Source organism: Streptomyces varsoviensis, assembly GCF_000718635.1.
In the GTDB taxonomy this organism is placed as follows: Bacteria; Actinomycetota; Actinomycetes; order Streptomycetales; family Streptomycetaceae; genus Streptomyces; species Streptomyces varsoviensis.
On the sequence record NZ_JOBF01000024.1, the window covers coordinates 82,748 to 109,222 of the forward strand.

18 protein-coding genes and 2 pseudogenes are annotated in these 26,475 nt (G+C 74.7%); 13 read left to right on the forward strand and 7 right to left on the reverse strand.

From position 1 onward, the window contains the following. Positions 1-415: 415 nt before the first annotated feature. From IF55_RS28665 to IF55_RS28675, 3 genes are all read right to left on the reverse strand, one after another. Positions 416-1,240 carry a hypothetical protein gene (locus IF55_RS28665; protein WP_030890837.1) on the reverse strand — a complete coding sequence of 275 codons (825 nt, stop codon included), beginning with the start codon at positions 1,238-1,240 and terminating at the stop codon, positions 416-418. Positions 1,241-1,596: 356 nt separating this feature from the next. Then, complete coding sequence (locus IF55_RS28670) at positions 1,597-2,817, reverse strand: acetyl-CoA C-acetyltransferase (protein WP_030890839.1); 1,221 nt, start codon at positions 2,815-2,817, stop codon at positions 1,597-1,599. A 206-nt stretch (positions 2,818-3,023) separates the two neighbouring features. After that, positions 3,024-4,034 carry an SGNH/GDSL hydrolase family protein gene (locus IF55_RS28675; protein ID WP_030890842.1) on the reverse strand — a complete coding sequence of 337 codons (1,011 nt, stop codon included), beginning with the start codon at positions 4,032-4,034 and terminating at the stop codon, positions 3,024-3,026. Between the two features lie 230 nt (positions 4,035-4,264). Here IF55_RS28675 and IF55_RS28680 point away from each other — a divergent pair, with 230 nt between their 5' ends. Further along, positions 4,265-5,650 (forward strand): cystathionine beta-synthase, encoded by a 1,386-nt coding sequence (locus IF55_RS28680; protein ID WP_030890844.1) that lies wholly within the window; start codon positions 4,265-4,267, stop codon positions 5,648-5,650. Positions 5,651-6,198: 548 nt separating this feature from the next. On the opposite strand, the gene IF55_RS28685 is transcribed toward IF55_RS28680, so the two are convergent. Continuing rightward, positions 6,199-6,627 (reverse strand): hypothetical protein, encoded by a 429-nt coding sequence (locus IF55_RS28685; protein WP_030890848.1) that lies wholly within the window; start codon positions 6,625-6,627, stop codon positions 6,199-6,201. Positions 6,628-6,720: 93 nt separating this feature from the next. Between IF55_RS28685 and IF55_RS28690 the strand changes: the two genes are divergently transcribed. Then, entirely contained in the window at positions 6,721-8,091 is a 1,371-nt protein-coding gene (locus tag IF55_RS28690; RefSeq protein ID WP_211270048.1) for an acyl-CoA synthetase, read from the forward strand. Here the strand turns inward: IF55_RS28690 and IF55_RS28695 are convergent. Next, positions 8,027-9,523, reverse strand: coding sequence for a purine-cytosine permease family protein (locus IF55_RS28695; protein WP_211270049.1), 1,497 nt, complete (start codon positions 9,521-9,523; stop codon positions 8,027-8,029). The two genes, IF55_RS28690 and IF55_RS28695, sit on opposite strands and share 65 nt — an antisense overlap. Before the next feature lie 69 nt (positions 9,524-9,592). Here IF55_RS28695 and IF55_RS28700 point away from each other — a divergent pair, with 69 nt between their 5' ends. Then, complete coding sequence (locus IF55_RS28700; RefSeq protein ID WP_030890857.1) at positions 9,593-10,474, forward strand: MurR/RpiR family transcriptional regulator; 882 nt, start codon at positions 9,593-9,595, stop codon at positions 10,472-10,474. 9 nt (positions 10,475-10,483) lie between these two features. Here IF55_RS28700 and IF55_RS28705 read toward each other — a convergent pair whose 3' ends face one another. Then, a complete protein-coding gene (locus IF55_RS28705) occupies positions 10,484-11,806 on the reverse strand; it encodes an alpha/beta hydrolase family protein (protein ID WP_048832658.1) in 1,323 nt (440 codons plus the stop codon). Positions 11,807-12,010: 204 nt separating this feature from the next. Between IF55_RS28705 and IF55_RS28710 the strand changes: the two genes are divergently transcribed. Together IF55_RS28710 and IF55_RS28715 are read left to right on the forward strand one after the other, a co-directional pair. Beyond that, positions 12,011-12,265 carry a hypothetical protein gene (locus IF55_RS28710; RefSeq protein WP_157854567.1) on the forward strand — a complete coding sequence of 85 codons (255 nt, stop codon included), beginning with the start codon at positions 12,011-12,013 and terminating at the stop codon, positions 12,263-12,265. Between the two features lie 35 nt (positions 12,266-12,300). Next, positions 12,301-12,681 carry a type II toxin-antitoxin system VapC family toxin gene (locus IF55_RS28715; RefSeq protein WP_048832660.1) on the forward strand — a complete coding sequence of 127 codons (381 nt, stop codon included), beginning with the start codon at positions 12,301-12,303 and terminating at the stop codon, positions 12,679-12,681. Between the two features lie 6 nt (positions 12,682-12,687). On the opposite strand, the gene IF55_RS28720 is transcribed toward IF55_RS28715, so the two are convergent. Beyond that, positions 12,688-14,040 carry a type III PLP-dependent enzyme domain-containing protein gene (locus IF55_RS28720; protein WP_030890866.1) on the reverse strand — a complete coding sequence of 451 codons (1,353 nt, stop codon included), beginning with the start codon at positions 14,038-14,040 and terminating at the stop codon, positions 12,688-12,690. 204 nt (positions 14,041-14,244) lie between these two features. Here IF55_RS28720 and IF55_RS28725 point away from each other — a divergent pair, with 204 nt between their 5' ends. The 8 genes and pseudogenes from IF55_RS28725 (at position 14,245) to hutI (ending at position 26,388) form a co-directional block, all read left to right on the forward strand. Continuing rightward, positions 14,245-15,504, forward strand: a complete 1,260-nt coding sequence (locus IF55_RS28725; RefSeq protein WP_078645400.1) for an NAD(P)/FAD-dependent oxidoreductase — start codon at positions 14,245-14,247, stop codon at positions 15,502-15,504. Then, positions 15,501-18,296 (forward strand): annotated as a pseudogene (locus IF55_RS40895) (FAD-dependent oxidoreductase); the annotation flags it as partial. The gene IF55_RS28725 and the pseudogene IF55_RS40895, both read left to right, overlap by 4 nt. Before the next feature lie 174 nt (positions 18,297-18,470). Further along, positions 18,471-19,400, forward strand: a pseudogene (locus tag IF55_RS28730) (dihydrodipicolinate synthase family protein); the annotation flags it as partial. Positions 19,401-19,552: 152 nt separating this feature from the next. Then, positions 19,553-20,554, forward strand: coding sequence for a proline racemase family protein (locus IF55_RS28735; protein ID WP_030890874.1), 1,002 nt, complete (start codon positions 19,553-19,555; stop codon positions 20,552-20,554). A gap of 138 nt (positions 20,555-20,692) precedes the next feature. Further along, entirely contained in the window at positions 20,693-22,357 is a 1,665-nt protein-coding gene (gene hutU / locus IF55_RS28740) for a urocanate hydratase (RefSeq protein WP_030890877.1), read from the forward strand. Positions 22,358-22,479: 122 nt separating this feature from the next. Further along, positions 22,480-23,670, forward strand: coding sequence for an allantoate amidohydrolase (locus IF55_RS28745; protein WP_030890879.1), 1,191 nt, complete (start codon positions 22,480-22,482; stop codon positions 23,668-23,670). Continuing rightward, positions 23,661-24,992: a formimidoylglutamate deiminase gene (locus IF55_RS28750; RefSeq protein WP_030890882.1), complete on the forward strand. Its 1,332-nt coding sequence runs from the start codon at positions 23,661-23,663 to the stop codon at positions 24,990-24,992. The genes IF55_RS28745 and IF55_RS28750 overlap by 10 nt, the downstream gene beginning before the upstream one ends. A gap of 217 nt (positions 24,993-25,209) precedes the next feature. After that, positions 25,210-26,388, forward strand: a complete 1,179-nt coding sequence (hutI, locus tag IF55_RS28755) for an imidazolonepropionase (RefSeq protein WP_030890886.1) — start codon at positions 25,210-25,212, stop codon at positions 26,386-26,388. Positions 26,389-26,475: the final 87 nt, after the last annotated feature.

Genomic DNA, 26,475 nt, shown 5'->3' on the forward strand with positions numbered 1-26,475 from the left:
TCCGCCGGGGGCCGCCAGAACAGCGGTGGAGTGCGGCCCGCCAAGGGCCGGGAGGTGGGGCGGAGTGCGGTCCGCCAGGGCCGGCGGGTGCGGCGGGGTGCGGGGCCCGCCAGGGCCTACGAGGCGAGGCGAGGTGCGGGCTGCCAGGGCTGTGGGGCGAGGCGCGGCCCCGCCAGGGGCTGGGAGGGGGCCGGAGTGCGGCCCCGTCAGGGGGCGGCGGTGTGGGGCGAGGTGCGGCCAAGGGCCGGGAGGCGGGGCGGGGTGCGGGGCCCGCCAGGGCCTACGAGGCGAGGTGCGGCCCGTCAAGGCCGGGAGGTGGGTGGCGTGCGGCCCGCCAGGGTTGGCACGGGGCGGCGTGGTGCGGCATGCCGGGGGCTGACCGGTGGGGTGGAGTGCTGCCCGGCAGGGGCCCTGGTCAGAGGGAGGCGATTACGCGGTCGGCCAGGACGTAGACGCTTTCGTCGCCGCAGCCGAAGGTGAGGGCGTAGGCGCCGGAGACGCCGGAGCCGCCGAGGAGGACGGGGGTGTCGCCGGAGCGGAGGGCGTCGGCGAGGCGTTCGGCGGTTTCGCGGTGGCCGGGGGTCATGCAGACGGTGGTGCCGTCGGTGAAGACGTACACGTCCAGGGTGCCCAGCGGGCCGGGGCGGACGTCGGCGAGCGGTACGCGCGCGTCGGCGAGTTCGGCGAGCCGGCCGACGGTGCGGTCGTGGTCGCCGATGGCCGGTACGGGGCTGAAGTCCGGGTGCGAGGGGTGGCGGCGGCGCGCGGCGGCCAGCTCCGGGGAGTCGGCGGCCTCCGCCTCGGCCGCGGCGGCGTCCAGCGCCTCGGCCTCCACCAGCTCGGGGTCGAGCAGTGGTTCCAGGCCGGCGAAGTCGGTCTGCCGCGGCACGTACAGCGTGTTCTCCGGCTGCCCGTCGTCGCCGAGCCCCGCCAGGCCGCCGAGCAGCGACGGCGCGTCGGCGGCGTCGCGGGCCTCCTGGGCGGCCCAGAAGGCGCGCGCCTCGGCCAGTTCGCGTTCGCGCTCCTCGGCGAGCGCCTCCGTCACGGCGGCGCGTATCTCGGCGGTGGGCGCGGGGCGCGCGGCGGGCACCGCGGCGGCGCCCCGCTCGGCGGCGGCCGCCAGCTCGGCGCGCAGGGCGGCGATCTGGCGGCGCAGCCCGCGGGTGGTGTGCAGGGCGGCGGCGCCGGCGGCCGTCGCGGTGGCCGCTGCCAACAGCAGGGCGAGGGACATGGCGCTCACTGACGACTCCCGGTTGCTATAGATCCCCCGAATTCCTACCTCAGCTTCGCGGGGTTCGCCCCTCGTCGTCAGTGCATAACGTCATGAATCGGACAGGCCCTAGGTCCGGGACGTTCGCCTTTCAACCAGGCTGACCTGCGTAGATGGAAATCCCCCAGGAGATTGGTCACATCCTGGGGGAGATTCCCGCGCGCTCCGGGGCTCGCGGCGGGCGCGCGCGGCGGCAGTCGCGCTGCGTGGCGGCCCGGCCCCGCGCGGGCATCGAACCGCCCCCGGTTCGCCCGCCCGGCGCCGGGCGCGCGAACCGGGGGCCCGTGGACCCGCAGCTCAGCCGACGCGCCCCGGCCGCCCCGCGGTCAACTGAGGCGTTCGAGAACCATGGCCATGCCCTGCCCGCCGCCGACGCACATCGTCTCCAGGCCGAACTGCTTGTCGTGGAACTGGAGGGAGTTGATGAGCGTGCCCGTGATCCGCGCGCCCGTCATCCCGAAGGGATGACCCACGGCGATGGCCCCGCCGTTGACGTTCAGGCGGTCGAGGTCGATGCCGAGGTCCCGGTAGGAGGGGATCACCTGGGCGGCGAAGGCCTCGTTGATCTCCACGAGGTCGATGTCGCCGATGCCGAGGCCCGCGCGGCGCAGCGCCTGCTTGCTCGCCTCGACCGGCCCGTACCCCATGATCTCGGGCGAGAGCGCGGAGACGCCGGTGGACACGATCCGGGCCAGCGGGGTGAGGCCGAGCTCGCGGGCCTTGGTGTCGGACATGATGACGACGGCGGCGGCGCCGTCGTTGAGCGGGCAGCAGTTGCCGGCGGTGATCATCCCGTCCGGGCGGAACACGGGCTTGAGGCCCTGCACGCCCTCCATCGTCACGCCCGCCCGCGGCCCGTCGTCCTTGCTGACCACGGTGCCGTCCGGCGTGGTGACGGGGGTGATCTCGCGCTCCCAGAAGCCCTTCTCGACGGCCTCCTCGGCGAGGTTCTGGGAACGGACGCCGAACTCGTCCATGTCCCGGCGGGTGACGCCCTTGAGCCGCGCCAGGTTCTCCGCGGTCTGGCCCATCGCGATGTACGCGTCGGGGACGAGGCCGTCCTCGCGCGGGTCGTGCCAGCCCTCGCCGCCCGCCTCGGCGCGCGCGGCCGTACGGGCCTCCGCGTCGGCGAACAGCGGGTTGTGCGCGGCGGGCCGGTCGGAGGAGCCGTTCTTCTCGAAGCGGGAGACCGTCTCGACGCCCGCCGAGATGAAGACGTCGCCCTCGCCGGCCTTGATGGCGTGCAGCGCCATCCGGGAGGTCTGGAGGGAGGAGGAGCAGTAGCGGGTGATCGTGCAGCCGGGGAGGTGGTCCATGCCCATCTGCACCGCGACGACGCGGCCGAGGTTGTGGCCCTGCTCGCCGCCGGGCAGGCCGCAGCCGAGCATCAGGTCGTCGATGTCGCGCGGGTCGAGCTCGGGGACCTTGGCGAGGGCGGCGCCGATGATGGTGGCGGTGAGGTCGTCGGGGCGCATCTCCTTGAGGGAGCCCTTGGCGGCGCGGCCGATGGGGGAGCGGGCGGTCGAGACGATCACGGCTTCGGGCATCACGGCTCCAGGGCGAGAAGGTATGCCGGCGCGCAGCGCCTCGGGCGGCGCGGGCGGCCGGGCGTCGTGCGGGCCTCTGGGGAAGTTACCCGTACGTACCGTCGAGGTCACGGCCCGCGCACTGTGATGCGGGCCTCTTTTCTAAGCGCTTGCTCAGCCTCCTTCGCCTCGTGCCGCTGCCCCGTGCCGCTACGGAACGGGAAAGCTCACCCCGCCCCCGTACGCGCCGCCGCCTCCGCGTCCGACGGGAGCCGCCGCCGCTTGCGGTGCTTGAGCAGGGCCCACCGGCCGCGGGCGCCGGTGACCTCCGTGCCGCCCTCGGCGGCGGCCTGCGCCGCCGCCCGCGCGACGGGCAGGATGCCCTCGCGGCGCGCCTCGTCGGGGTGCTCCTCTTCGGCCGGCCACAGCCCGAGCGCCGCGCACAGCGTCGGCAGCACCGCCATGGCCGCCGTCGCGTACCCCTCCGCGGAGGGGTGGTAGTTGTCCGGCCCGAAGAGTTCGCGCGGGTTCGCGGCGAACTCGGGGCCCAGCAGATCGCCCAGCGAGACGGTGCGGCCGCCCTGCTCGACGACGCCGATCGTCTGCGCCGCCGCCAACTGACGGCTCAGCCGCCGCGCCACCCAGCGCAGCGGCTGATACACCGGCTCGATCGTGCCCAGGTCCGGGCACGTGCCGACCACCACCTCGCAGCCCGCCTCCCGGAGCCTGCGCACCGTCTCCGACAACAGCCGCACCGACCGGGCGGGCGGCATCCGGTGCGTCACGTCATTGGCGCCGATCATGATCACGCAGACGTCGGGGGCCGGACCCGGGTCCGCGAGCAGCCGCGTGGTCTGCCGCTCCAGGTCGTCGGACTGCGCGCCCGGCACTGCCACATTGCGCAGCGTCACCGGCCGTTCGGCGACCGCCGCGAGCCCCGTGGCGAGCAGCGCGCCCGGCGTCTGGCGCGGCCGGTGCACGCCCTGGCCCGCCGCCGTGGAGTCGCCGAGGAAGCCGAGCCGCAGCGGCGGCTGGTGCAGCCGGTGCACGAAGGAGGCGCCGTACCGGCCGTCGGCGCAGGGCGGTGCGTCGTTCGCGCCGCCGACGACCCGCTTCGCCAGCCGGACCTCGGTGAGCAGCAGACCGACCGCCGCCCCGCCGAGCAGGCCGATCCCGCCGCCTCCGTACGCCGCCGCCGCCGCGATCCGCCGTGCGACCCTCGCCCTGGACATCGACATAGGCCGGGCCTCCTCCCGTTCCGCCTGAGCGCGCTGCCGCGCCGCTCGCTGCCCTGAGTGCGCCGAGTGCGGTGCGCCGCCGCTACCGTGCGCGACCGCGCCGCACATCCCGCTAACAGGTTGTTGCCCGGAGCGGCGGTGCGCGCAACGCGACGTTCCGGTGAACGGATGCGCAATAGGCTGGTACTACGGGCACGCGACGACGGCTGCCCCCGACCGCGGAGACCACCGTGCAGTTTCACCATTCGATGATCGAGCTCGTCGGCAATACCCCGCTCGTCAAGCTCAACAGCGTGACCGAGGGCATTACGGCGACAGTCCTTGCCAAGGTCGAATACTTCAATCCGGGCGGTTCGGTGAAGGACCGGATCGCCGTGCGCATGATCGAGGCCGCCGAGGAGTCGGGCGAACTCCGCCCCGGCGGCACGATTGTCGAGCCGACCTCCGGCAATACCGGGGTGGGGCTCGCGATCGTGGCCCAGCAGAAGGGCTACAAATGCGTTTTCGTCTGCCCCGACAAGGTCTCCACCGACAAGATCAATGTGCTGCGGGCGTACGGGGCCGAGGTGGTGGTCTGCCCGACCGCCGTCGATCCCGAGCACCCGGATTCGTACTACAACGTTTCTGACCGCCTGGTGCGCGAGACGTCCAACGCCTGGAAACCCGACCAGTACAGCAACCCCAATAACCCGCTTTCCCATTACCACTCCACCGGCCCGGAGCTGTGGGAGCAGACCGAGGGCCGCATTACGCACTTCGTCGCGGGCGTCGGCACCGGCGGCACCATCAGCGGCACCGGCCGCTATCTCAAGGACGCCAGCGACGGCCGGGTCAAGGTCATCGGCGCCGACCCGGAGGGCTCCGTCTACAGCGGCGGCTCGGGCCGCCCGTATCTGATCGAGGGCGTCGGCGAGGACTTCTGGCCGACCGCCTACGACCAGTCGGTCGCCGACGAGATCGTCGCCGTCTCCGACAAGGACGCCTTCCAGATGACCCGCCGCCTCGCCAAGGAGGAGGGCCTGCTGGTGGGCGGCTCCTGCGGAATGGCGGTCGTCGGCGCGCTGGAGGTCGCCAAGCGGCTCGGCCCCGACGACGTGGTCGTCGTCCTGCTGCCGGACAGCGGCCGCGGCTACCTCTCGAAGATCTTCAACGACGAGTGGATGGCCGACTACGGCTTCCTGGAGGAGGGCGGCCCGACGGCCCGCGTCGCCGACGTGCTGCGGGACAAGGAGGGCGCGATGCCCTCGCTGGTCCACATGCACCCCGAGGAGACCGTCGGCGAGGCCATCGACGTGCTGCGCGAGTACGGCGTCTCCCAGATGCCGATCGTCAAGCCCGGCGCCGGCCACCCCGATGTGATGGCCGCCGAGGTCATCGGCTCCGTCGTCGAACGGGAACTCCTCGACGCGCTCTTTGCGCAGCGCGCCTCCCTCGGCGACCCGCTGGAGAAGCACATGAGCGGCCCGCTGCCGCAGGTCGGCTCCGGCGAGCCGGTCGCGGACCTGATGGCCGTGCTCGGCACCGCGGACGCCGCGATCGTGCTGGTGGAGGGGAAGCCGAAGGGCGTCGTGAGCCGGCAGGACCTGCTCGCCTTCCTGGCGAAGACCGCCAAGTAGGCGCGTGAGGGGCGGCGGGCCGGGCGGGCGCGGGCCGGGGCGGGCGCGGGCCGGGGCGGGCACGGGGCGCCGGGTTCGTGTGGCGGGTCGCCGGGACCGTCGCCGGGATCGCGCGGCATGTCGCCGGGATCGTCGCCGGGTTCGCGGCGCGGGCCGTGGGGCGCGCGGCGCGGTGCGCCAAGTACGCGTTAAAGAACGGCGCTTCGCGTAAACGGTACGTATGCGTCACGCGCCCGCAGCACGTATTTAACACGGGTCCGGCACATTGAGGGGTGTCGGCGAGGACGTCCGTTCGAACCGACACCCGTGTGGCACCAAGGACCTCCGGAGCGGCTCCCGGACCTCCATGGTCGCCCGGGCGCGAGCGCCGGTCCTCACCCGGCCCCGTGTCCCTCGCGGGGACCGCCGCCGTCCCGCCCCCGGCCCCGGCCGGGGTGCGGCGGTCCCCGCGCCACTCCCCGGCCGGCCGCCGTCAGCCGTGCCCACGCTCATCCCCCCGGTTCTCGGCCTCCCGGCTCTCAGCCGCAGCCCTCAGCCCCCCGGCCGGTTCACGACCAGTCGTCGTCGGGCTTGCGGAAGCGCTGCCGGAACCACGGCAGGTACCCCGCCGCGTTGACGACATTGACGCCGACGACGCCGGCCCACGCCACGAGCAGCCCGGCCAGGCCCGCGTTGACCGCGCCGATGGCGGACAGCGGGATGGCGAGCACGAGCGAGACGGTCGCGAAGCCGAACCGCTCGCCGAAGCTGTCCATGCCGGGGCCGTCGCCGGGCCGCTGCTGCGGGCCTCGGGCCGTCGACATCTGCTGTTCGGCCAGCCGGCGGCGCACCCGCTTGTCGACCGCTCCGTCGAGTTTCTGCTCGACCTTCTCCAAGAACGAGTCGACCAGCTCCGACTCGTACTCGTCGCCCAGTTCCTTGCGGGTCTGCAAGGTGGCGTCGAGTTCCTTCTTCAGCTCTGGGTCGCGGGCCGTCATACCGGTAACGATACGGTCGGCGAAGCCCCGTGAAAGTGGGGCTAACCCCCGTATTCACGGTGGGGCCGCCCAGGCCCCGTGGAAGGAGCAGCCGTGCACGACTCCGCCCCTTTGCTCGCCTCGCTGACGGACCTCGACGCCCCCGACCGCCCCGACGCGCTGACCGTCGCGGACCGCGCCTGCTCCCGCGCGGACCTGCTGGGCGCGGGCGGCGCGGTGGCCGCGCGGATCGCGGGCGCGAAGTCCGTGGCCGTACGGGCCGACGCCACGCTGGAGACGGTGGCCGCCGTGGTCGGCGGCCTGCTGGCCGGGGTGCCCGTGGTGCCGCTGCCGCCGGACTCGGGCCCCGCCGAGCGGGACCACATGCTGCGCGACTCGGGCGCGGAACTGGTGCTCGGGGCGGGCGAGGAGCTGACCGTGGACCTGGGCGAGCGGGGCGACTACCGCGGCGCCGGGCCGTCCGAGGGGACGGCCGCGTTCATCCTCTACACCTCGGGCACCACCGGCGCACCCAAGGGCGCGCTCATCGGGCACCGCGCCGTCGCCGCCGGGCTCGACGGGCTCGCCGACGCCTGGCGGTGGAGCGCCGAGGACACGCTCGTACACGGCCTCCCGCTCTTCCATGTGCACGGGCTGATCCTCGGTGTGCTCGGGGCGCTGCGCACCGGCTGCCGCCTCGTCCACACGGGCCGCCCGACCCCGCAGGCGTACGCGGCGGCGGGCGGCAGCCTGTACTTCGGGGTGCCCACGGTCTGGGGCCGGGTCGCCCGCGACCACGCCGCCGCGCGGGCGCTCGCCGGGGCCCGGCTGCTGGTGTCGGGGAGCGCGGCGCTGCCCGCCCCCGTCTTCCGCGACCTCGAAGCGCTCACCGGGCAGCGGCCCGTGGAGCGGTACGGCATGACGGAGACGCTGATCACCGTGGCCGCCCGCGCCGACGGCGAGCGTCGGCCGGGCTACGTGGGCACGCCGATCACGGGCGTACGGACCCGGATCGCCGCCGAGCCGGGCGCGGAGATCGGTGAACTGGAGATCAGCGGCCCGACCCTCTTCGACGGCTACCTCGGCCGCCCCGAGGCCACGGCCGCCGCCTTCACGGCCGACGGCTGGTTCCGTACGGGCGACATCGCGGCCATCGAGGCCGACGGCGCGCACCGCATCGTCGGCCGCGCCTCCACCGACCTGATCAAGTCGGGCGGCTACCGGATCGGCGCGGGCGAGGTGGAGAACGCCCTGCTCGACCACCCGGCGGTGCGCGAGGCGGCCGTCGTCGGCGTCCCGCACGAGGACCTCGGGCAGGAGATCGTCGCCTACGTGGTCGCCGACGGCATCGGCGACCACGAACTGATCGACTTCGTCGCCGCCCGCCTCTCGGCCCACAAGCGCCCGCGCCGCGTCCGCTTCATCGACGAACTGCCGAGGAACGCGATGGGGAAGCCGCAGAAGAAACTGCTGCCTCCGGCGTAGCGGTTTCCGTCGGCGGCGCGGTTTCGTCGTCGCGCCGGCCGCCGCGCGCCAGCAGCCAGTACAGGGCGGCCGGGACGATCAGGCCCACGATCCAGGAGATGTCCGCGCCGCCGAGCGGGCCGACCAGCGGGCCCGTGTAGAAGGACGTGGCGAGGAAGGGGAACTGGGCCAGGACCCCGACCGCGTACGCGATGAGGGCGGGCGCGCGCCAGGCGCCGTACCGGCCGGCGGGGTCGCTGAGTGCCGGGATGTCGTAGCGCTCCTTGGAGATCAGGTAGAAGTCGACCAGGTTGACGGCGCTCCAGGGCGTGAAGAAGGTCAGCAGGAAGAGCAGGAAGTCCTTGAAGGAGGACAGGAAGCTGTCCTTGCCGAGCAGCGCGACCGCCGTGCCCGCGACCATGATCCCGGCGATGTACGCGGCGCGGGCGCGCGGCGTGATCGTGCGCTGCTCGCGGAAGCCGCCGATGCTGGTGACCATCGACATGAAGCCGCCGTAGGTGTTGAGCACGTTGATGGTGAGCTTGCCGAAGGCGATGACGAAGTACAGGGCCGAGGTGACGAGCGCCGCGTCGCCGCCCAGGTCGACGATGTAGCCGACCTCGTGCCCGACGAACGCGCCGCCCGCGGCGGCCGCCGCCAGCGCCCCGAAGGTCATCGACCACTGCGCGCCGAGCACGGAGCCGCCGAGCGTCCACCAGAAGGTGGCCCGGCCGGAGGTGGAGCGCGGCAGGTAGCGGGAGTAGTCGGCGACGTACGGGCCGAACGCGAGCTGCCAGGACGCGGCGAGGGAGATCGCGAGCAGGAAGACGGGCAGGCCGAAGGAGTGGTCGTGCAGCAGGGTGCCGAGGTCGGACCGCTGGAGGAGGCGTGCGCCGAGGTAGAGGAAGGCGACGGCGCAGACGAGGGAGGCGACGCGGCCGAGCGCGTGGATGAGGCGGTAGCCGACGGCCGCCGTGACGCCCGTGACGAGTGCGAAGATCACGATGCCCGCGGTGTCGCCGAGGTGCGTCAGCTCGCCGACCGCCTGGCCGGCGAGGACCGTGCCGCTGGCGAAGAAGCCGATGTACATCAGGATGACCAGGAGCAGCGGCACGACGGCGCCGCGCACCCCGAACTGGGCACGGGAGGAGATCATTTGGGGCAGCCCGAGCTTGGGGCCCTGCGCGGAGTGCAGCGCCATGACGGCGCCGCCGAGCAGATTGCCGAGCAGCAGTCCGACCAGCGCCCAGAGCGCGGTCGCGCCGAAGACGACGGCGAGGGCGCCGGTGACGACGGCGGTGATCTGGAGGTTGGCGCCGAGCCAGAGGGTGAACTGGCTGAAGGCGGTGCCATGGCGTTCGTCGTCCGGGACGACGTCGATGGAGCGGCGTTCGATGGCCAATATCCCGTGCCTCCCTATGGCGGTGCGTTCGGGCGGGGCCCGGGGCTGCATATAGTCATGCACAGTCATAGGTGAGTGAATAGAAGTCAATAGTCCGGCGGGAAACGCCAGGAGGACAGCATGCAGGGCAATGGCCGGGGCACAGCGGAAACCAGCAGCTCGGAAGGGGTTTCCGGGGCGGCCGCGCGGCTCCAGAAGCTCTTCGAGGGGCACCGGCTGACCCCCACCCAGCGCCGCATCGCGCACTGCATGGTGCGGCAGGCGGGCGACGCGCCGTTCTACTCCAGCGTCGAACTCGCCGAGCTGGCCGGCGTCAGCCAGCCCTCCGTCACCCGCTTCGCCGTCGCCCTCGGCTTCGACGGCTACCCGGCGCTGCGCCGGCACCTGCGCGAGGTCGCGCCCACCGAGCAGGGCGCGGACGACGGCTCGTACAACGAATACCAGCAGGCCGTCCACGCCGAGATCGACAACCTGCGCCACCTCGCGGCGCTCCTCGCCGACCCGGCCCCCGTCGCCGAGGCCGGCCGGCTCCTCGCCCGCTCCCGCCCGCTGCCGGTGCTCGGCCTGCGCGCCGCGTCCGCGCAGGCCGCCGGCTTCACGTACTTCGCCCGGAAGGTCCACCCGGACGTACGCCTCCTCGACGAGGGCGGCACCATGCTCGCGGACCGCGTCGACGCGGCCGTACGGGCCGGCGGCACCGCCCTGCTCTGCTTCGCGCTGCCGCGCCACCCGCGCGAGGTCGTCGAAGCCCTGGAGTACGCGCGCGGCGCCGGGCTGCGGGTCGTCACCGTCGCCGACAGCGCCTTCGCGCCCGTCGCCCACCACAGCGACCTCCTCCTCCCGGCCGCCGTCGGCACCGGCCTCGCCTTCGACACGGCGTGCGCGCCGATGCTGCTGGGGCGGGTGCTGCTGGAGGCGATGTGCGACGAACTCCCCGACGCGCAGGCCAGGCTGGAGGAGTTCGACGCGAGGGCGACGGAGCGGGGCCTGTTCGCGGAATAGCGGTTCGGGCTATTCGGCGCGGACCATCTCGGGGAAGCGCTTCGAGGCTCCGTCGAGGAGGTGGTCGTCCCGCCCGCGCAGCCAGCGGTCGAAGAAGGAGACGGTGTACGCGCGGACGGCCGCGACCGACCGCTCGGGCCGTACGGTCCCGATGTTCTTCGTGAGGACGTCCGCCGGGACCGCGCCCTGGCGGGCGAGCTGGGGGAGCAGCGCGGCGGCGTCCGTGTACGAGCCGTGCTGCCCGCCCGTCATCGTGAGGTTCGCGTGCCAGCCGCGGGAGTTCTTCCAGAACGCGTTCCAGGAGGGCTGCCGGTGGTAGTCCCCGGAGCCCTCCGCGTCCGTACCCATCAGCAGGAACGGCCGGTCCAGCCCGTCCCGCGCCACCGAACTCAGCTCGCTGCCCCGCCCCTTGGCGTCCGGGAAGTCCATCTGGCCGTCCATGTTGATCCCGGCCTTGATGCGCCGGTCGTCATGCATGGCCTGGGCGGCCGTGAAGCCGCCGGCGGACTGCCCTGCCATGCCGACGCGGCGCAGATCGAGGGAGCCGGCGAGGCCGCGGGGGAGCGAGCGCTCGTGGTGCAGGGCGCCGAGCCGGTCGAGGACGAAGCGGGTGTCGGCGACGCGGGTCTTCATGGACGTGCGCAGCAGGGCGCCGATGTCGAGGTCGGGCTGCTGGAGAAGGCCGGGGAAGACGGAGGCGGCGAGCTTCCCGCCGGGGAACTCGACCTCCGACGCCTCGTAGGTGTGGTCGACCGTCACGACGACGTAGCCGCGGGAGGCCAGCTCCTCCACGAGGCCGGTGTTCCAGGTCCGCGGGTCGCCGAGCCCCGCCGAGTACAGGACGACGGGCCGCTTGCCGCCGCGCGCCACGGGCGCGCCCTCGACGGCGTGCGTACCGGTGGCGCCCCAGTCCGTCGCGCCGACGGGCAGCCCGTGATTGAAGGACGCGGCCCCCTCCGCGGACCCGAAGTGCGCCGCCGCCTTCGGCTCCATGTACGGGACGGTCCCGTGCCGCGGCCGCCCGTGGCCGGCGGCGGCCGGATACCAGAAGCTGACCATCAACTCCCGCCGCTCCCCGGCCTTCCACGGGTCGGCCCGGCCGTGATCCGCCATCCGCAGCGAACTGGTCCCGACCCCGTACGGCCCGGTGGGCGCCAGCAGATCGGCATGCGCCGCCACCCGCTGAACCCGCGCGGCCGGGGCGCTCTCGCCCTGCGCGTGAACCGGCCCCGCCGCCCCCAACACCCCCACCGCCACCAGCCCGGCGACCCCCGCCACGACGCTGCGGCGCCCCGGCCGCCGAATGTCCCGCCCGCTGTCGTACGCCGACATAACGCTCTCCTCCCGTACCCACCCCGCCGCGAAACCGGCGGATCAGTGACCCCGACGCTATGGCGGGCCGGGGCCCCGGGGCGTCATACGACGGGGTCGAGGGGGAGGTGATACCGGGGTATGACATGGGGCCGCGTGGCGCGTATGGGTGAGCCCGGCGCAGCGGCCGGGGGCCGCGCCGCCCGGCCGCGTACGCTCGAAGCCATGACGGCCGCGGAGGACTACGAGCGCTTGCGCCACCTGCTGGACCGGCTCCCCGCCGACCGCGCCGCCCGCGCGCTCGCCCTGCTCAGATCCGACCCCGACCTCGCCCCGTACGTGGACGAGGCCGACGCCCTGCCCCCGGCCATCGACCGGCCCGGCTTCGCCGCCTTCATCGGCGTCGGCCGCTCCGGCCACTCCGACACGGCCCGCAGGCACCGAGAACTGATCCAGGAGTGGAGCGACGAGGACCGGTGAGGGAGCACCTGCTGGACACCGGCGTCCTCTAGGCGATCGCGGACGAAAGCGACGACGATCACCACAGGTGCGTCCGCTACGTGAGCGCGCTGCGCGGGCGCCTGCTCGTGCCGGCGCCGGTGGTGGCGGAGACCGGTTGGCTCATCGAGCGCCGGCTGGGCCCCGACGACGAGGCGGTCTTCATCGACCTCTTCGCCGTCGGCACCCTCGAAGTCGTCGACCTGGTCGGCGCCGACTACGTCCGCATCGCCGAACTCCTGCGGAAGTACGCGGACTTCCCGCTGGGAACGGTCGACGCCGCCGTCGTCGCCGTCGCAGAACGGCTGAAGCTGACCGAGGTGGCCACCCTCGACCGCCGCCATTTCTCCGCCGTGCGTCCCCATCACGTCACGGCGTTCACGCTCCTGCCGCAGTAGGGCCCGTCACCTCAGTTCGCTGAGGTCCGTCGCGTAGTCTCCGCCGCTTTCCGTGACGAGGTCGGGGAGGGACTGGGGGGCGCGTACGGGGGTGAAGCGGACGGTGTCGGGGGTGGTGGCGAAGCCGTAGATGCCGGGGCGGGGGAGGCTGTTGTAGGCGTAGTGGGTGGAGAAGTAGTAGGCGCCGGTGTCGAGGAGGGCGGCGTGGTCGCCGGCGTCCAGGCGGGGGAGGGTGCGGTTCTCGGCGATGAGGTCGCCGGCGAAGCAGCAGGGGCCGGCCACGTCCTGGGGGACGGGTTCGCCGGTCTTGGGGAGGCCCTTCTCGTCGAAGGCCGCCACCCGCAGGGGCCAGGACTGCGGGGCGTACACCGTGCGCATCGCGACCTGGGCGCCCGCGTGCGTGACGGCGATGGCCCGGCCCCCGGCCGACTTGGCGTACTCGACGCGGGCCAGGATCGTGCCGTGCTTCGCCAGCAGCGACCGGCCGAACTCCGTGACCAGCCCGTACCGCCCGTCGAACAGCCCCGGCACGGTCTCCGCCAGCAGCCGGGCGTACGCGCGGTACGTCGGATCGGCCACGTCGGAAGCGAAGTTCACCGGCAGCCCGCCGCCGATGTCGACCGTGTCGACCTGCTGCCGCCCCACCGCGCGGTTGATCTCCTCGGCCAGTTCGTACGTCTCGCGCACGCCGCGCGCCATCAGCTCCAGCGGCATGCCCTGCGACCCCACGTGCGCGTGCAGCCGCGTCAGCCAGGGGCGGTCGGCGAAGGCCCGTACGACCCACTCCCGCGCCCCCTCGTCGCGCAGCGCCACCCCGAACTTCGAGGTCTTCGTCGCCGTGCTCAGCGCCCCGATCGAACCCCCGCCGACCTGTGGATTCACCCGCAGACCCAGCGGCGACGCGGTCGGCGCGGAACGGGTCAGCCCGTCCAGGCGCGACAGCTCCTCCGGGTTGTCGGCGTTGACGGCGATGCCCAGCGCCAGCGCCTCGCGCAGTTCGGCCGGGGTCTTGGCGGGCGAGTCCAGGACCGTACGGGACGGCGGCACCCCGGCCGCGCGGGCCAGCGCCAGTTCGCCGGGGCTCGCCACCTCGCAGCCCAGCCCCTCCTCGGACAGCAGCCGCAACACCGGCACCAGCGACGCCGCCTTCGCCGCGAAGGCGTGCAGCACCGGCGTGCCGTCCGCGGCGACCTCCTCGAACGCCTCGCGCAGCGCCCTGGCGGAGGCCCGGATGCCCGCCACGTCCAACAGCCCGACGACCGGTTCGCCCGGCCCGATCAGCCCCTGCTCCACGGCGGCCCGCACCGCGGCGTCGCGGCGCGCGGCCGACCGTTCGGCTTCTGAGTTTCCTTGGCTCATCAACCCACTTCATCATCGAGCGGGCGCCGGGGCCACCGTTCTGTGGCCTGTTCCATACCCGGCTTTCACCCCCAGGCGGTGTTGACCTTCCACCGGAGCCGCAATAGCGTCACGGCGCCCCCTCGGCGGAACGGCGGTACGCCCGTGCGCGCTCTCCGGCTCCCCTTTTCCTCCCTCCGGGATGCTCCCTGGGGTGCCTCCCGGGTGTCCCCCTGGGCTGCCCCGCGGGACCGGGCTGCCCCGCGGGGGTCCCTCCGCGATGCCGCCGCCCTCCGCGATGCCGCCTTCTCCTGCGATGTCGCCGTCGTCGGCGCCGGCGTCATCGGCGCGGCCTGCGCCGAGGCGCTCACCCGGCGCGGCGCGCGCGTCACCGTCCTCGACCACGCGCCGATCGCCTCCGGCACCACCGCGCGCGGCGAGGGCAACCTCCTCGTCTCCGACAAGCCGCCCGGCCCCGAACTCGACCTGGCCCGTGCCTCCCTGGCCCGCTGGCCCCAGCTCCTCGCGGAACTCCGCGACGAACTGGGGCCGGAGCGCGCCGCGTGCGAGTACGAGCCCAAGGGCGGGCTCGTCGTCGCCACCGAGGAGGCCGGCGCGCGGGCGCTCGGCCCCTTCGCGGCGGCGCAGCGCGCGGCGGGCGTGCGTGCCGTGGGCCTCGCGGCCGGCGACGTCCCCGCGTACGAGCCGCTGGTGACGCGCGCGGTGCGCGCCGCCGTGTTCTACCCCGAGGACGCCCAGCTCCAGCCGGTACTGGCCGCCACCGCGCTGCTCGCCGCCGTACGGGCACGGGGCGGGGCCGTCCGTACGGGCGTCCGCGCCCTCGGCGTCGATTGCCGCGCCGACGGCTCGGTGTGCGCGCTGCGGACCTCCGCCGGGCCGCTGCCGTGCGGCGCGGTCGTCAACGCGTGCGGCCCGTGGGCGGGCGCGTTCGCGGCGGCCGCGGGCGCGCCGCTGCCGGTGCTGCCGCGGCGCGGTCTGATCCTGGTCACGGCGCCGCTGCCGCCGGGGACCGTGCGGCACAAGGTGTACGACGCCGATTACGTCGGCGCCGTCGGCAGCGGCGACGCCGCGCTCCAGACCTCCACGGTCGTCGAGGCGACCCGCGCCGGGACCGTCCTCATCGGCTCCAGCCGGCAGCGCGTCGGCTTCGACGAGACGGTGCCGACCGCCGTGCTCGGCGCCCTCGCGCGCAAGGCCGCCCGGCTCTTCCCGGCGCTGCGGGACGTGCCGGTGATGCGCGCGTACGGCGGCTTCCGCCCGTACACCCCCGACCATCTGCCCGTCATCGGCGAGGACCCCCGCCGCCGGGGCCTGTGGCACGCCGCCGGCCACGAGGGCGCCGGCATCGGCCTCGCCGCCGCCACGGGCGAACTCCTCGCCGAGCTGTACGCGGGCGAGAAACCCCACCTCGACCCGGAGCCGTTCCGGGTCGCCCGACCGGGCTTGGAGGCCGTCGCCGTATGACCGCGCAGCCGGCGAGGCGGATCGTGCGCCTGACCGTGGACGGCAGCCCCCAACTGGCCCTGCCGGGCCGGACCGTGGCCGCGGTGCTGCTGGCCATGGGCCGCGTCTCCTGGCGCACGACGCGGACCGCGACCCGCCCCCGCGGCCTCTTCTGCGGCATCGGCGTCTGCCACGACTGCCTGGTCGTCGTCAACGGCCTCCCCGACGTACGAGCCTGCCGCCGCGAGGTCGCCGACGGCGACCGAATCGAGACACAACGGGGGGCGGAACTCCCGGGCGGGGGCCGCCTGCCGGCGGAGGCGCCGGGGGCGGCGGGTGCGGGTGCTTTGAGCATGGAGCCGACGGCTCCGGAAAGGACCGGGGCCGAGTCGGCGGCTTCTGGCGGGGCCCGCCCGGATGCGCTGAGCGGCTTGTCCCCTGCGGGGGCCCGAGCGGGTGCCCAAGCGGGAGGCGGGGAACATCGCCCGGCGGAGGCTCCGGGGGCGGCCGGCCTTGACGTCCGGGCCGGGCGCAGCGGGCCGCCCGGCGTGGACGCCCGGTCCAGGAGCGCGCGGCCTCCCTCGGCGGCGGCTTCGGGGGCGGTCGGTCCCGAGGTGGAGGCTTCGGGCGCGACTCGCTCGAAGGCCGTGGGCGGGCTGCCCCGCCCTGGCGCCCAGGCCCGGTGCGGCGGGTCGTCCCGCGCGGACGCCCGGGACGGAAGCATGGGGCCGCCCTCGGCGGCGGCTTCGGGGGCGGCCGGTCCCGGGGACGCGGCTTCTGGCGCGGCTCGCTTGAAAGCCGTGGGTGGGCCGTCCCGCGTGGACGCTCGGTCTGGAAGCGCGGGGCCGCCCTCGGCGGAGGTGCCGGGTGCGGCTGGCCTCGAGGCGTCAGGCGGGCCGGCTCGTCCCGTCGGGTCCGCGGGGCACTTCCCGTCCGGCCCCCTGGTCGTAGTCGTCGGGGCCGGGCCCGCCGGGATGGCCGCGGCGTTGGCGGCGGCTGAGGGCGGGGTGCGGGTGGTGCTCGTCGATGGGGGCGGGCGGGTCGGGGGGCAGTTTCATCGGCGGGCGCCCGTCGGATTCGCCTCGGGGGCGCGGGACCACCCGCTGGAGCGGGCGATCGCCGCGCACGCCCGTATCGAGTGCCTGGCCCGCGCCGACGTCTGGGCCGTTGAGCCGGGCCCCGGCCGCCGCCACCACCTCGTCCACGTCCAGCAGGGCCCCGCCGACGGGACCGGACGCCGGGCCCGTACGCTCGCCGCCGACGCGCTCATCCTGTGCACGGGCGCGTACGACCGGGCGCTGCCGTTTCCCGGCTGGGAACTGCCCGGCGTGGTGACGGCGGGCGCGGCCCAGGCGCTCGCGAAGGGGCAGCGGGCCGCGATCGGCCGGCGGGTGGTGGTGGCGGGGACGGGGCCGTTCCTGCTGCCCGTGGCCACGTCCCTGCTCACCGTCGGCGCGCGCGTCCTCGGCGTGTACGAGGCGGGCTCCCCGGCCCGCTGGTTACGGCACCCGGTCGCCGCCGCCCGCGCCGGCGGCCGCGCCAAGGCGGCGGAGCTCTCCGCCTACGCCGCCGAACTCGCCCGCCACCGCGTCCCCTACCGCCCGCGCGCGGCCGTCGTCGCCGCCCACGGCCATGGCCGCGTCGAGGCCGTCACCGTCGCCCGCCTCGACGCCGGGTGGCGGATCAGGCCCGGCAGCGAGCGCCGCCTCGAAGGCGTCGACGCCGTGTGCGTCGGCTACGGCTTCACCCCCCAACTCGAACTCGCCCTCTCCGCCGGCTGCGCCCTCCGCGACGGCCACGTCGCCGTCGACGCCCACCAGGCCACCTCCGTGCCGGGCGTCTACGCCGCCGGAGAACTCACCGGCATCGGCGGAGCCGAAGCGGCCGCCGCCGAGGGCGAACTGGCGGGCGCGGCCGCCGCGTTGACCCTGACGGTCGGCGGACCGGCTACGGCCGCCCCCGCACCTGCGGCCGCCGCCGGGCCCGAGCCGCCCGCCCTTGGCGCGACGCCTGCCGCTGCCGGCCCCGGGCTGCGGCCCGAGGCCGCGTCGCCGCCGGCCGTTCGGTCGGCGGTGCCGGGGCGGGCTGATGCCACTGCCGTGGCCCCGGCCGTCCCCGGCCGTACGGTGTCGCAGCAGCCCGACGGCGCTGTCGATACCTCGTATCCCGCGGGTTCCGCGGTGCCGGAGCGGTCCGACCCTGCTGCCGTGACGCCGCCCGTCACGCCGGAGCGGCCTGGCGTCGCCGGCATGCCCCTGTCCGCCACAGGACCCGTGGTTCCGGGGTGGCGTGAAGGTGCTGCCGCCACGGGGCCCGCGACGCCGGAGCGGCCTGACGCCGCTGCCGTGCCCCGGCGCGCGACGGGGCCTACGCCCCCCGAGCGGTCCGATCCCGCTGCCGCGGCCCCGACCGCCACGGCCTGGCGGGCCGGCGCCCCGCACGTGACGACGGAGGACGGCGCCTCGTCGGCCGCAGGTGCTGCGACGGCTAAGCCGCCCCACGACGGCTCTTTGACCTCCGCGTCACCCACCGGCACCCCCGCCTCCATCACGGCCTCGGCCGCCCTGGCGGCCCTCGTCGCTCGCGTCCGTGCCACCAGGCGCTTCGCCGCGCTGCTCGCCGACGCCCACCCCGTCCGTGACGGCTGGCGGTCGTGGCTGGCGGAGGACACCGTGGTGTGCCGCTGTGAGGAAGTGACGTACGGGCAGGTGCGGGAGGCCGTGGTCGGCAGGGGGGCGGAGGGGATGCGGGCGCTCAAGTTGACCTGTCGGGTCGGGCTCGGGGCCTGTCAGGGGCGGGTGTGCGGGCGCAATGTGGCCGAGCTCGCGGGCGCGCTCCTGGGCGGGCCCGGCGCGCCGCCCGGGCTCGCCGATCCCCACGCCGCCGACCGCCGCCCCATCGCTCAGCCCGTCCGCCTGGGCGACCTGGCGGCGTTCCATGAGGAGACCGACCCAACCGCCCCGCCCCGCCGCCGAAAGGGAAGCGTCATGCCGAGATCCACCGCACCCAGCGCACCCACCGCACCACCCACCAACCTCACCGGCCTCATCGTCGCCACCGCCCTCCCGTACGCCGACGACCCCACCGCCCCCGCCGGGCTGCGGCCCGATCTCGACCGGTACGCCGAGCACTGTCGCTGGCTCGTCGCCAACGGAGTGCACGGCGTCGGCCCGAACGGCTCCCTCGGCGAGTACTCCTCCCTCACCGACGCCGAGCGGCGCGCTGTCGCCCGTACGGCCGTCGAAGCCGTCGGCGGCGACGCGCTCGTCGTCGTCGGCGTGCACGGGCCCGGGGCCCACCAGGCGCGCGCCTGGGCGGAGGCGGCGGCCGAGGACGGGGCGGACGGGGTGCTCTGCCTGCCGCCGACGCTCTACCGGGCCAACACGGCCGAGATCGTGCACCACTTCACCGAGGTCGCCCGGGCCGGCCTGCCCGTCATGGTCTACAACAACCCCCTCGACACCAAGGTCGACCTGACCCCCGAGATCCTTCGCGAACTGGCGGCGATCGACGGCGTCGTCGCCGTGAAGGAGTTCTCCGGCGACGTCCGCCGCATCCTGCACATCAAGGAGCAGGCCCCCGGCCTCGCGCCCGTCGCCGGGGCCGACGACCTCGTGCTCGAAGCGCTCCTGATGGGGGCCACCGGCTGGTTCGCCGGGTTCCCGAACGTCTTTCCCGCCGCCTCCGTCCGCCTCTACGAACTCGCCCTCGCCGGCCGTCTCGCCGAGGCGAGAGCCCTGTACGAGCCGCTGGTCGCGGCCTTTCGGTGGGACTCGCGGACCGAGTTCGTCCAGGCGATCAAGCACGGCATGGACCTCGTCGGCCGCCCCGGCGGCCCCTGCCGCCCGCCGCGCGGGCCCCTCCCGCCCGACCGGCTGGCCCAGCTCGACGCCGACATGAAGCGGGCCCTCCAAGCCATCGAGGCCCTTCAAGTCGGCGAGGCTGCCCCAGCCGGCGAGGCCGTCCAAGCCACCGTGGCCGTTCAAGCCGTTCAAACCATCGAAGGCGTCCAAGCCGCCCAAGCCACCGAGGCCGCCGAAGGTCGCCCCGGCTCCCGGGGCGGTCGCTGATGCGCGCCGCCCGCTACTTCAGCGCCGTCGACTCGCACACCGAGGGCATGCCCACCCGCGTCATCACCGGCGGCGTCGGCACCGTACCCGGCGCCACCATGGCCGACCGCCGCGCCCACTTCGTCGAACACCTCGACCACATCCGCCGTCTGCTGGTCAACGAGCCCCGCGGCCACTCCGCCATGAGCGGCGCCATCCTCCAGCCGCCCACCCGGCCCGACGCCGACTGGGGCGTGATCTACATCGAGGTGTCCGGCTGCCTGCCGATGTGCGGCCACGGCACGATCGGGGTGGCGACGGTCCTCGTCGAGACCGGGATGGTGGAGGTCACCGAGCCCACCACCACCGTCCGCCTCGACACCCCCGCCGGGCTCGTGGAGGCCCGCGTCGCCGTCCGCGACGGCCGCGCCGAGCACGTCACCATCCACAACGTGCCCTCCTTCGCCGTCGCCCTCGACGCCCGCGTGGACGTGCCGGGCCTCGGGGAGGTCCGCTACGACCTCGCGTACGGCGGCAACTTCTACGCCATCACCCCGCTCGACGCCCTCGGCCTGCCCTTCTCGTCGGCGCGCGGCGGCGACATCCTGGCCGCCGGGCTCGCCGTCATGGAGGCGATCAACAAGCACGACCGGCCCGTGCACCCCACCGATCCGGCGATCTCCGGCTGCCGGCACGTCCAGTTCACCGTCCCCGGCCGGGACGGCTCCCACTCGCGCAACGCGATGGCCATCCACCCCGGCTGGTTCGACCGTTCGCCGTGCGGTACGGGCACCAGCGCCCGGATGGCCCAACTCCACGCGCGCGGCGAACTGCCCCTGCACCAGGACTTCGTCAACGAATCGCTCATCGGCACCCGGTTCACCGGCCGCCTCACCGGGACCACGCGGGTCGGCGACCGTACGGCCGTACTCCCGACCGTCACCGGCCGCGCCTGGATCACCGGCATGGGCCAGTACCTGCTGGACCCGACCGACCCGTTCCCCAGCGGGTTCACTCTCTGAGCGTCCGTAGCGGCCCTGGCCGCGTTGTCCCGGGCCGTGCCTCGTCGTGCCTCGCCGTCCCCACCTGTTGACTAGCGTTATTCAGTCTGGAAAAGATGTGAATAGCTCGATCCATGCGACGTCAGGGAGGCACGGCCCATGTCAGGACCACGACCCGTACGGGCACCGCGCGGCACGGAGATCAGCGCCCTGGGCTGGCAGCAGGAAGCCGCCCTGCGGATGCTCCAGAACAACCTCGACCCGGAGGTCGCCGAGCACCCCGACCAGCTCGTGGTCTATGGCGGCACCGGCAAGGCCGCCCGCGACTGGCGCTCCTTCGACGCCATGGTGCGCACGCTGAAGACCCTCAAGCAGGACGAGACGATGCTCGTCCAGTCCGGCCGCCCCGTCGGCGTCATGCAGACGCACGAATGGGCGCCGCGCGTACTCCTGGCCAACTCCAACCTGGTGGGCGACTGGGCCAACTGGGAGGAGTTCCGGCGGCTGGAGGCCCTCGGCCTCACCATGTACGGGCAGATGACCGCCGGGTCCTGGATCTACATCGGCACCCAGGGCATCCTCCAGGGCACGTACGAGACCTTCGCGGCCGTCGCCGCCAGGAAGTTCGGCGGCAGCCTCGCCGGCACGATCACCCTGACCGCCGGGCTCGGCGGCATGGGCGGCGCCCAGCCGCTCGCCGTCACCATGAACGACGGCGTCGCGATCTGTATCGACTGCGACCCGCGCGCCATCGAGCGCCGCATCGACCACCGCTACCTCGACGTACGCGCCGACTCCCTGGAGCACGCGCTCCAACTCGCCACCGAGGCCCGCGACGCCCGCCGCCCGCTCTCCATCGGGCTGCTCGGCAACGCCGCCGAGCTGCTGCCGCGGATGCTCGCCGAGGGCGCGCCGATCGACATCGTCACCGACCAGACCAGCGCCCACGACCCGCTCGCCTACCTCCCGCTCGGCATCGACTTCGACGAGATGGCGACCTACGCGGCCGAGAAGCCCGCCGACTTCACCCAGCGGGCCCGCGAGTCGATGGCCCGGCACGTCGAGGCCATGGTCGGCTTCATGGACGCGGGCGCCGAGGTCTTCGACTACGGCAACTCGATCCGCGGCGAGGCGCAGCTCGCCGGGTACGGGCGCGCGTTCGCGTTCCCCGGCTTCGTACCCGCCTACATCCGGCCGCTTTTCGCCGAGGGCAAGGGCCCGTTCCGCTGGGCCGCGCTGTCCGGCGAGGCGTCCGACATCCACAAGACGGACCAGGCGATCCTCGACCTCTTCCCGGAGAACGAGTCCCTCGCCCGCTGGATCAGGCTCGCGGGGGAGCGCGTCCACTTCCAGGGCCTCCCCGCCCGCATCTGCTGGCTCGGCTACGGCGAGCGCGACAAGGCCGGCGAGCGCTTCAACGACATGGTGGCCTCCGGGGAGCTCCAGGCCCCCCTCGCCATCGGCCGCGACCACCTCGACTGCGGCTCGGTCGCCTCCCCGTACCGCGAGACCGAGGCCATGCTCGACGGCTCGGACGCGATCGCGGACTGGCCGCTGCTCAACGCCATGGTCAACGTCGCCTCGGGCGCCTCCTGGGTCTCCCTCCACCACGGCGGCGGCGTCGGCATGGGCCGCTCCATCCACGCCGGCCAGGTCTCGGTCGCCGACGGCACGAAACTCGCCGGCGAGAAGATCCGCCGGGTACTGACCAACGATCCCGGCATGGGCGTCATCCGGCACGTGGACGCCGGGTACGACATCGCGGAGTCGGTGGCGGCCGAGAAGGGCGTACGCATCCCGATGCGCGAGGGTGACGGCGCGTGACTTCTTCCCCTCACCCGCCCCTTCCCGAGACCGGGGCTGCGCCCCTGGACCCCCATCGGCCTGCGGCCTCGTCCTCAAACGCCGGACGGGCTGAACACGGGGCACAGCCCTCCTTCCAGGAGATGTGGCGCGACCTGGCCCCCCTCGGCCGCCACGCGGCCACCGGCGGGTATCGCCGCCACGCCTGGACCCCGGCCGACGCCGACTGCCGCGCCTGGTTCGCGGCGCAGGCGGAGTCCCGCGGCCTGGCGTACGAGCTGGACCGCAACGGCAACCAGTGGGCGTGGCTCGGCGACCCGGCGGCGGGCGACGCCGTCGTCACCGGCTCGCACCTGGACTCCGTCCCGGACGGCGGCGCCTTCGACGGGCCGCTCGGCGTCGTCTCCTCGTTCGCCGCGCTCGACGAACTCCGCCGGAGGGGAGCGGAGTTCGGCAAGCCGCTGGCCGTCGTCAACTTCGGCGACGAGGAGGGCGCCCGGTTCGGGCTCGCCTGCGTCGGCTCCCGGCTGAGCGCCGGACAGCTCACCGCCGAGCAGGCACGCGAGCTGCGCGACGCGGACGGCGTCTCGCTGCCGGAGGCGATGGAGCGCGCCGGGTACGACCCCGGGGCCATCGGCCCCGATCCCGAGCGGCTGGGGCGGATCGGCGCGTTCGTGGAGCTCCACGTCGAGCAGGGCCGGGCGCTGGACCTCTCCGGCGACGCGGTGGGCATCGCCTCCGCGATCTGGCCGCACGGCCGCTGGCGGTTCGACTTCCGGGGCGAGGCCAACCACGCGGGCACCACCCGCCTCGAAGACCGCCGCGACCCGATGCTGACCTACGCCAACACGGTGCTCGCCGCCCGTAAGAAGGCCCGGCTCGCCGGGGCGCTCGCCACCTTCGGCAAGGTCGCCGTCGAGCCCAACGGCGTCAACGCCATCCCCTCCCTCGTCCGCGGCTGGCTCGACTCGCGCGCCGCCGACCAGGAGACCCTGGACCGCGTCGTCGCCGAGATCGAGCAGGCCGCCGCCGAGCGCGGCGCGCGCGACGGCGTGGACGTCTCGGTGGTCCGGGAGTCCTTCACCCCGGTCATCGAGTTCGGCCACGCCCTCCGCGACGAGCTGTCCGCGCTTCTCGGCGGCAAGGCCCCCGTCCTCGCCACGGGCGCCGGACACGACGCGGGCATTTTGTCCGGTACGGTCCCCACCGCCATGCTGTTCGTACGGAACCCCACCGGCGTCTCGCACTCACCGGACGAAACCGCCGCCGAGGACGACTGCCTGGCCGGGGTGGCCGCACTCGCCGACGTACTGGAGGGCCTCGCGTGCAGGTGACGTACTGGGCGGAACACGCCTGGCTGGAGACCCACGTCGAACCGGGCGTGACCATTGAGACCGCGGACGGCCGCGTCACGGCCGTGCGGAAGGGGGCCGACACCCCGCCGCCGGGCGCGGTCGTGCTGCGCGGCCTCACCCTCCCCGGCCTGGCCAACGCCCACAGCCACGCCTTCCACCGCGCCCTGCGCGCCACGGTCCAGGTGGGCTCCGGCACGTTCTGGACCTGGCGCGAGACCATGTACCAGACGGCCGCCCGGCTCACCCCGGACACGTACTTCGACCTCGCGCGCGCCGTCTACGCCGAGATGGCGCTCGCCGGGATCAGTTGCGTCGGCGAGTTCCACTACCTGCACCACGCGCCCGGCGGCGCCCGCTACGACGAGCCCAACGCGATGGGCGAAGCGCTGATCGCCGCCGCCGCCGAGGCCGGCATCCGCATCACCCTCCTCGACACCGCCTACCTCTCGTCCGGCTTCGGCGAACCGCCCAACCGCCACCAACTGCGCTTCAGCGACGGCACCGCCGACGCCTGGGCCGAGCGCGCCGCCGCCCTCAAGGCCCCCGCCCACGCCCGGATCGGCGCGGCCATCCACTCCGTACGAGCCGTGCCCGCCGCCGAGCTGCGCACCGTCGCCGACTGGGCGGCCGAGCGCTCCGCGCCGCTGCACGTCCACCTCTCCGAGCAGACCGCCGAGAACGACGCGTGCGCGCGGGCCCACGGCACCACCCCCGCCCGGCTCCTCGCGGACCACGGCGCGCTCGGCCCCCGTACCACCGCCGTGCACGCCACCCACCTGACCGACGAGGACATCGCCCTCCTCGGCTCCACCCGCACCGGCACCTGCATGTGCCCCACGACCGAACGCGATCTCGCCGACGGCATCGGCCCCGCCACCCGCCTCCAGCGGGCCGGCTCGGCACTGTCGCTGGGCAGCGACAGCCACGCCGTGATCGACATGTTCGAAGAGGCCCGCGCCATGGAGCTGGACGAGCGGCTGCGCACCCGCGCCCGCGGCCACTGGACGGCCGCCGCGCTGCTCCGCGCCGCCACCGCGGACGGGCACGCGGCCCTCGGCTGGCCCGACGCGGGCGAGATCGCGGTCGGATCGCTCGCCGACCTCGTGACCGTCGCCCTGGACACCGTCCGCACGGCGGGCCCGCTGCCCCGGCTCGGCGCGGAGACCGCGGTGTTCGCCGCGACCGCCGCCGACGTCCGCCATACGGTCGTGGGCGGGCGGCATGTCGTACGGGACGGGCAGCACACCAGCGTCCCGGACGTCCCCGCGGCCCTCGCGGAGGCCGTGGCGGCGCTGCGCTGAGACCCCCATGGGGCCCGGGAGCCGAGGAGCCGGGGAGTCGAGGAGCCGAGGAGCCAGGCGGTCCCGAAGGCCTGAAGTCCCGAAGCCCCGAAGCCGAGCGGCCGCGAAGCCCGAAGCCCCGAAGCCGAGCGGCCGCGAAGCCCCAAGCCCCGAAGCCGAGCGGCCGCGAAGCCCCCAAGCCCCAAGCCCCGAAGTCCAGGCGCCACGGAGAGGAACCATGACAACCCCCGCGTCCACCCTCATCACCGGCATCGCCGCGCTGGTCACCAACGACCCCGCCCTCGGCCGGGGGCCGCTCGGGCTGATCGAGGAGGCCGCCGTCGTCATCGCGGACGGCCGCTTCGCCTGGGTCGGCCGCGCCGCCGACGCGCCCGCCGCCGACGCCGTCCACGACGCGGGCGGCCGCGCCGCGCTGCCCGGCTTCGTGGACTCGCACTCCCACCTGGTCTTCGCCGGGGACCGGACGGCCGAGTTCAACGCCCGGATGTCGGGCCGGAGTTACAGCGCCGGCGGCATCCGCACCACCGTCGCCGCCACCCGCGCCGCCACCGACGAGGAGCTGGCGGCGGGGCTGGCGCGCTATCTGCGCGAGGCGCTGCGGCAGGGCACCACGACGATGGAGACCAAGTCCGGCTACGGCCTGAACACCGAGGACGAGGCCCGCGCGGTGCGCATCGCCGCCGCCCACACCGACGAGGTCACCTTCCTGGGCGCGCACATCGTCTCCCCGGACTACGCGGACGACCCGGCCGGGTACGTGGACCTGGTCACCGGGCCGATGCTGGACGCCTGCGCCCCGTACGCCCGCTGGATCGACGTCTTCTGCGAGCAGGGCGCCTTCGACGCCGACCAGTCCCGCGCGATCCTCACCGCGGGCCGGGACAAGGGGCTGGGCGTACGCGTCCACGCCAACCAGCTCCACCACGGGCCGGGCGTCCAGCTCGCCGTCGAGCTCGGCGCGGCCTCCGCCGACCACTGCACCCACCTCGACGCGGCCGACCTCGACGCGCTCGCGAACAGCGACACCGTCGCGACGCTGCTGCCGGGCGCGGAGTTCTCCACCCGCGCCGAGTGGCCCGACGCCCGCCGCATCCTCGACGCGGGCGCGACCGTGGCGCTGTCCACCGACTGCAACCCCGGCTCGTCGTTCACCAGCTCCATGCCGTTCTGCGTCGCGCTGGCCGTACGCGACATGGGCATGACCCCCGACGAGGCAGTCTGGTCGGCCACCGCGGGCGGGGCCCGCGCCCTGCGCCGCAGCGACGTGGGCGCCGTCACCCCCGGCGCGGTCGCCGACCTCGCCCTCCTCGACGCCCCGAGCCATGTCCACCTCGCCTACCGGCCGGGGGTCCCGCTGGTCTCCGCGGTGTGGCACAAGGGAGAGCAGGCAGGGTAGAGCACGAGGGAACGGGCGAGGCCCCGGCTCGACAGCGGTGGAGTCCGCTGGAGCCGGGGCCTCGAAGCCGTTTTCCAGGGGGATGCC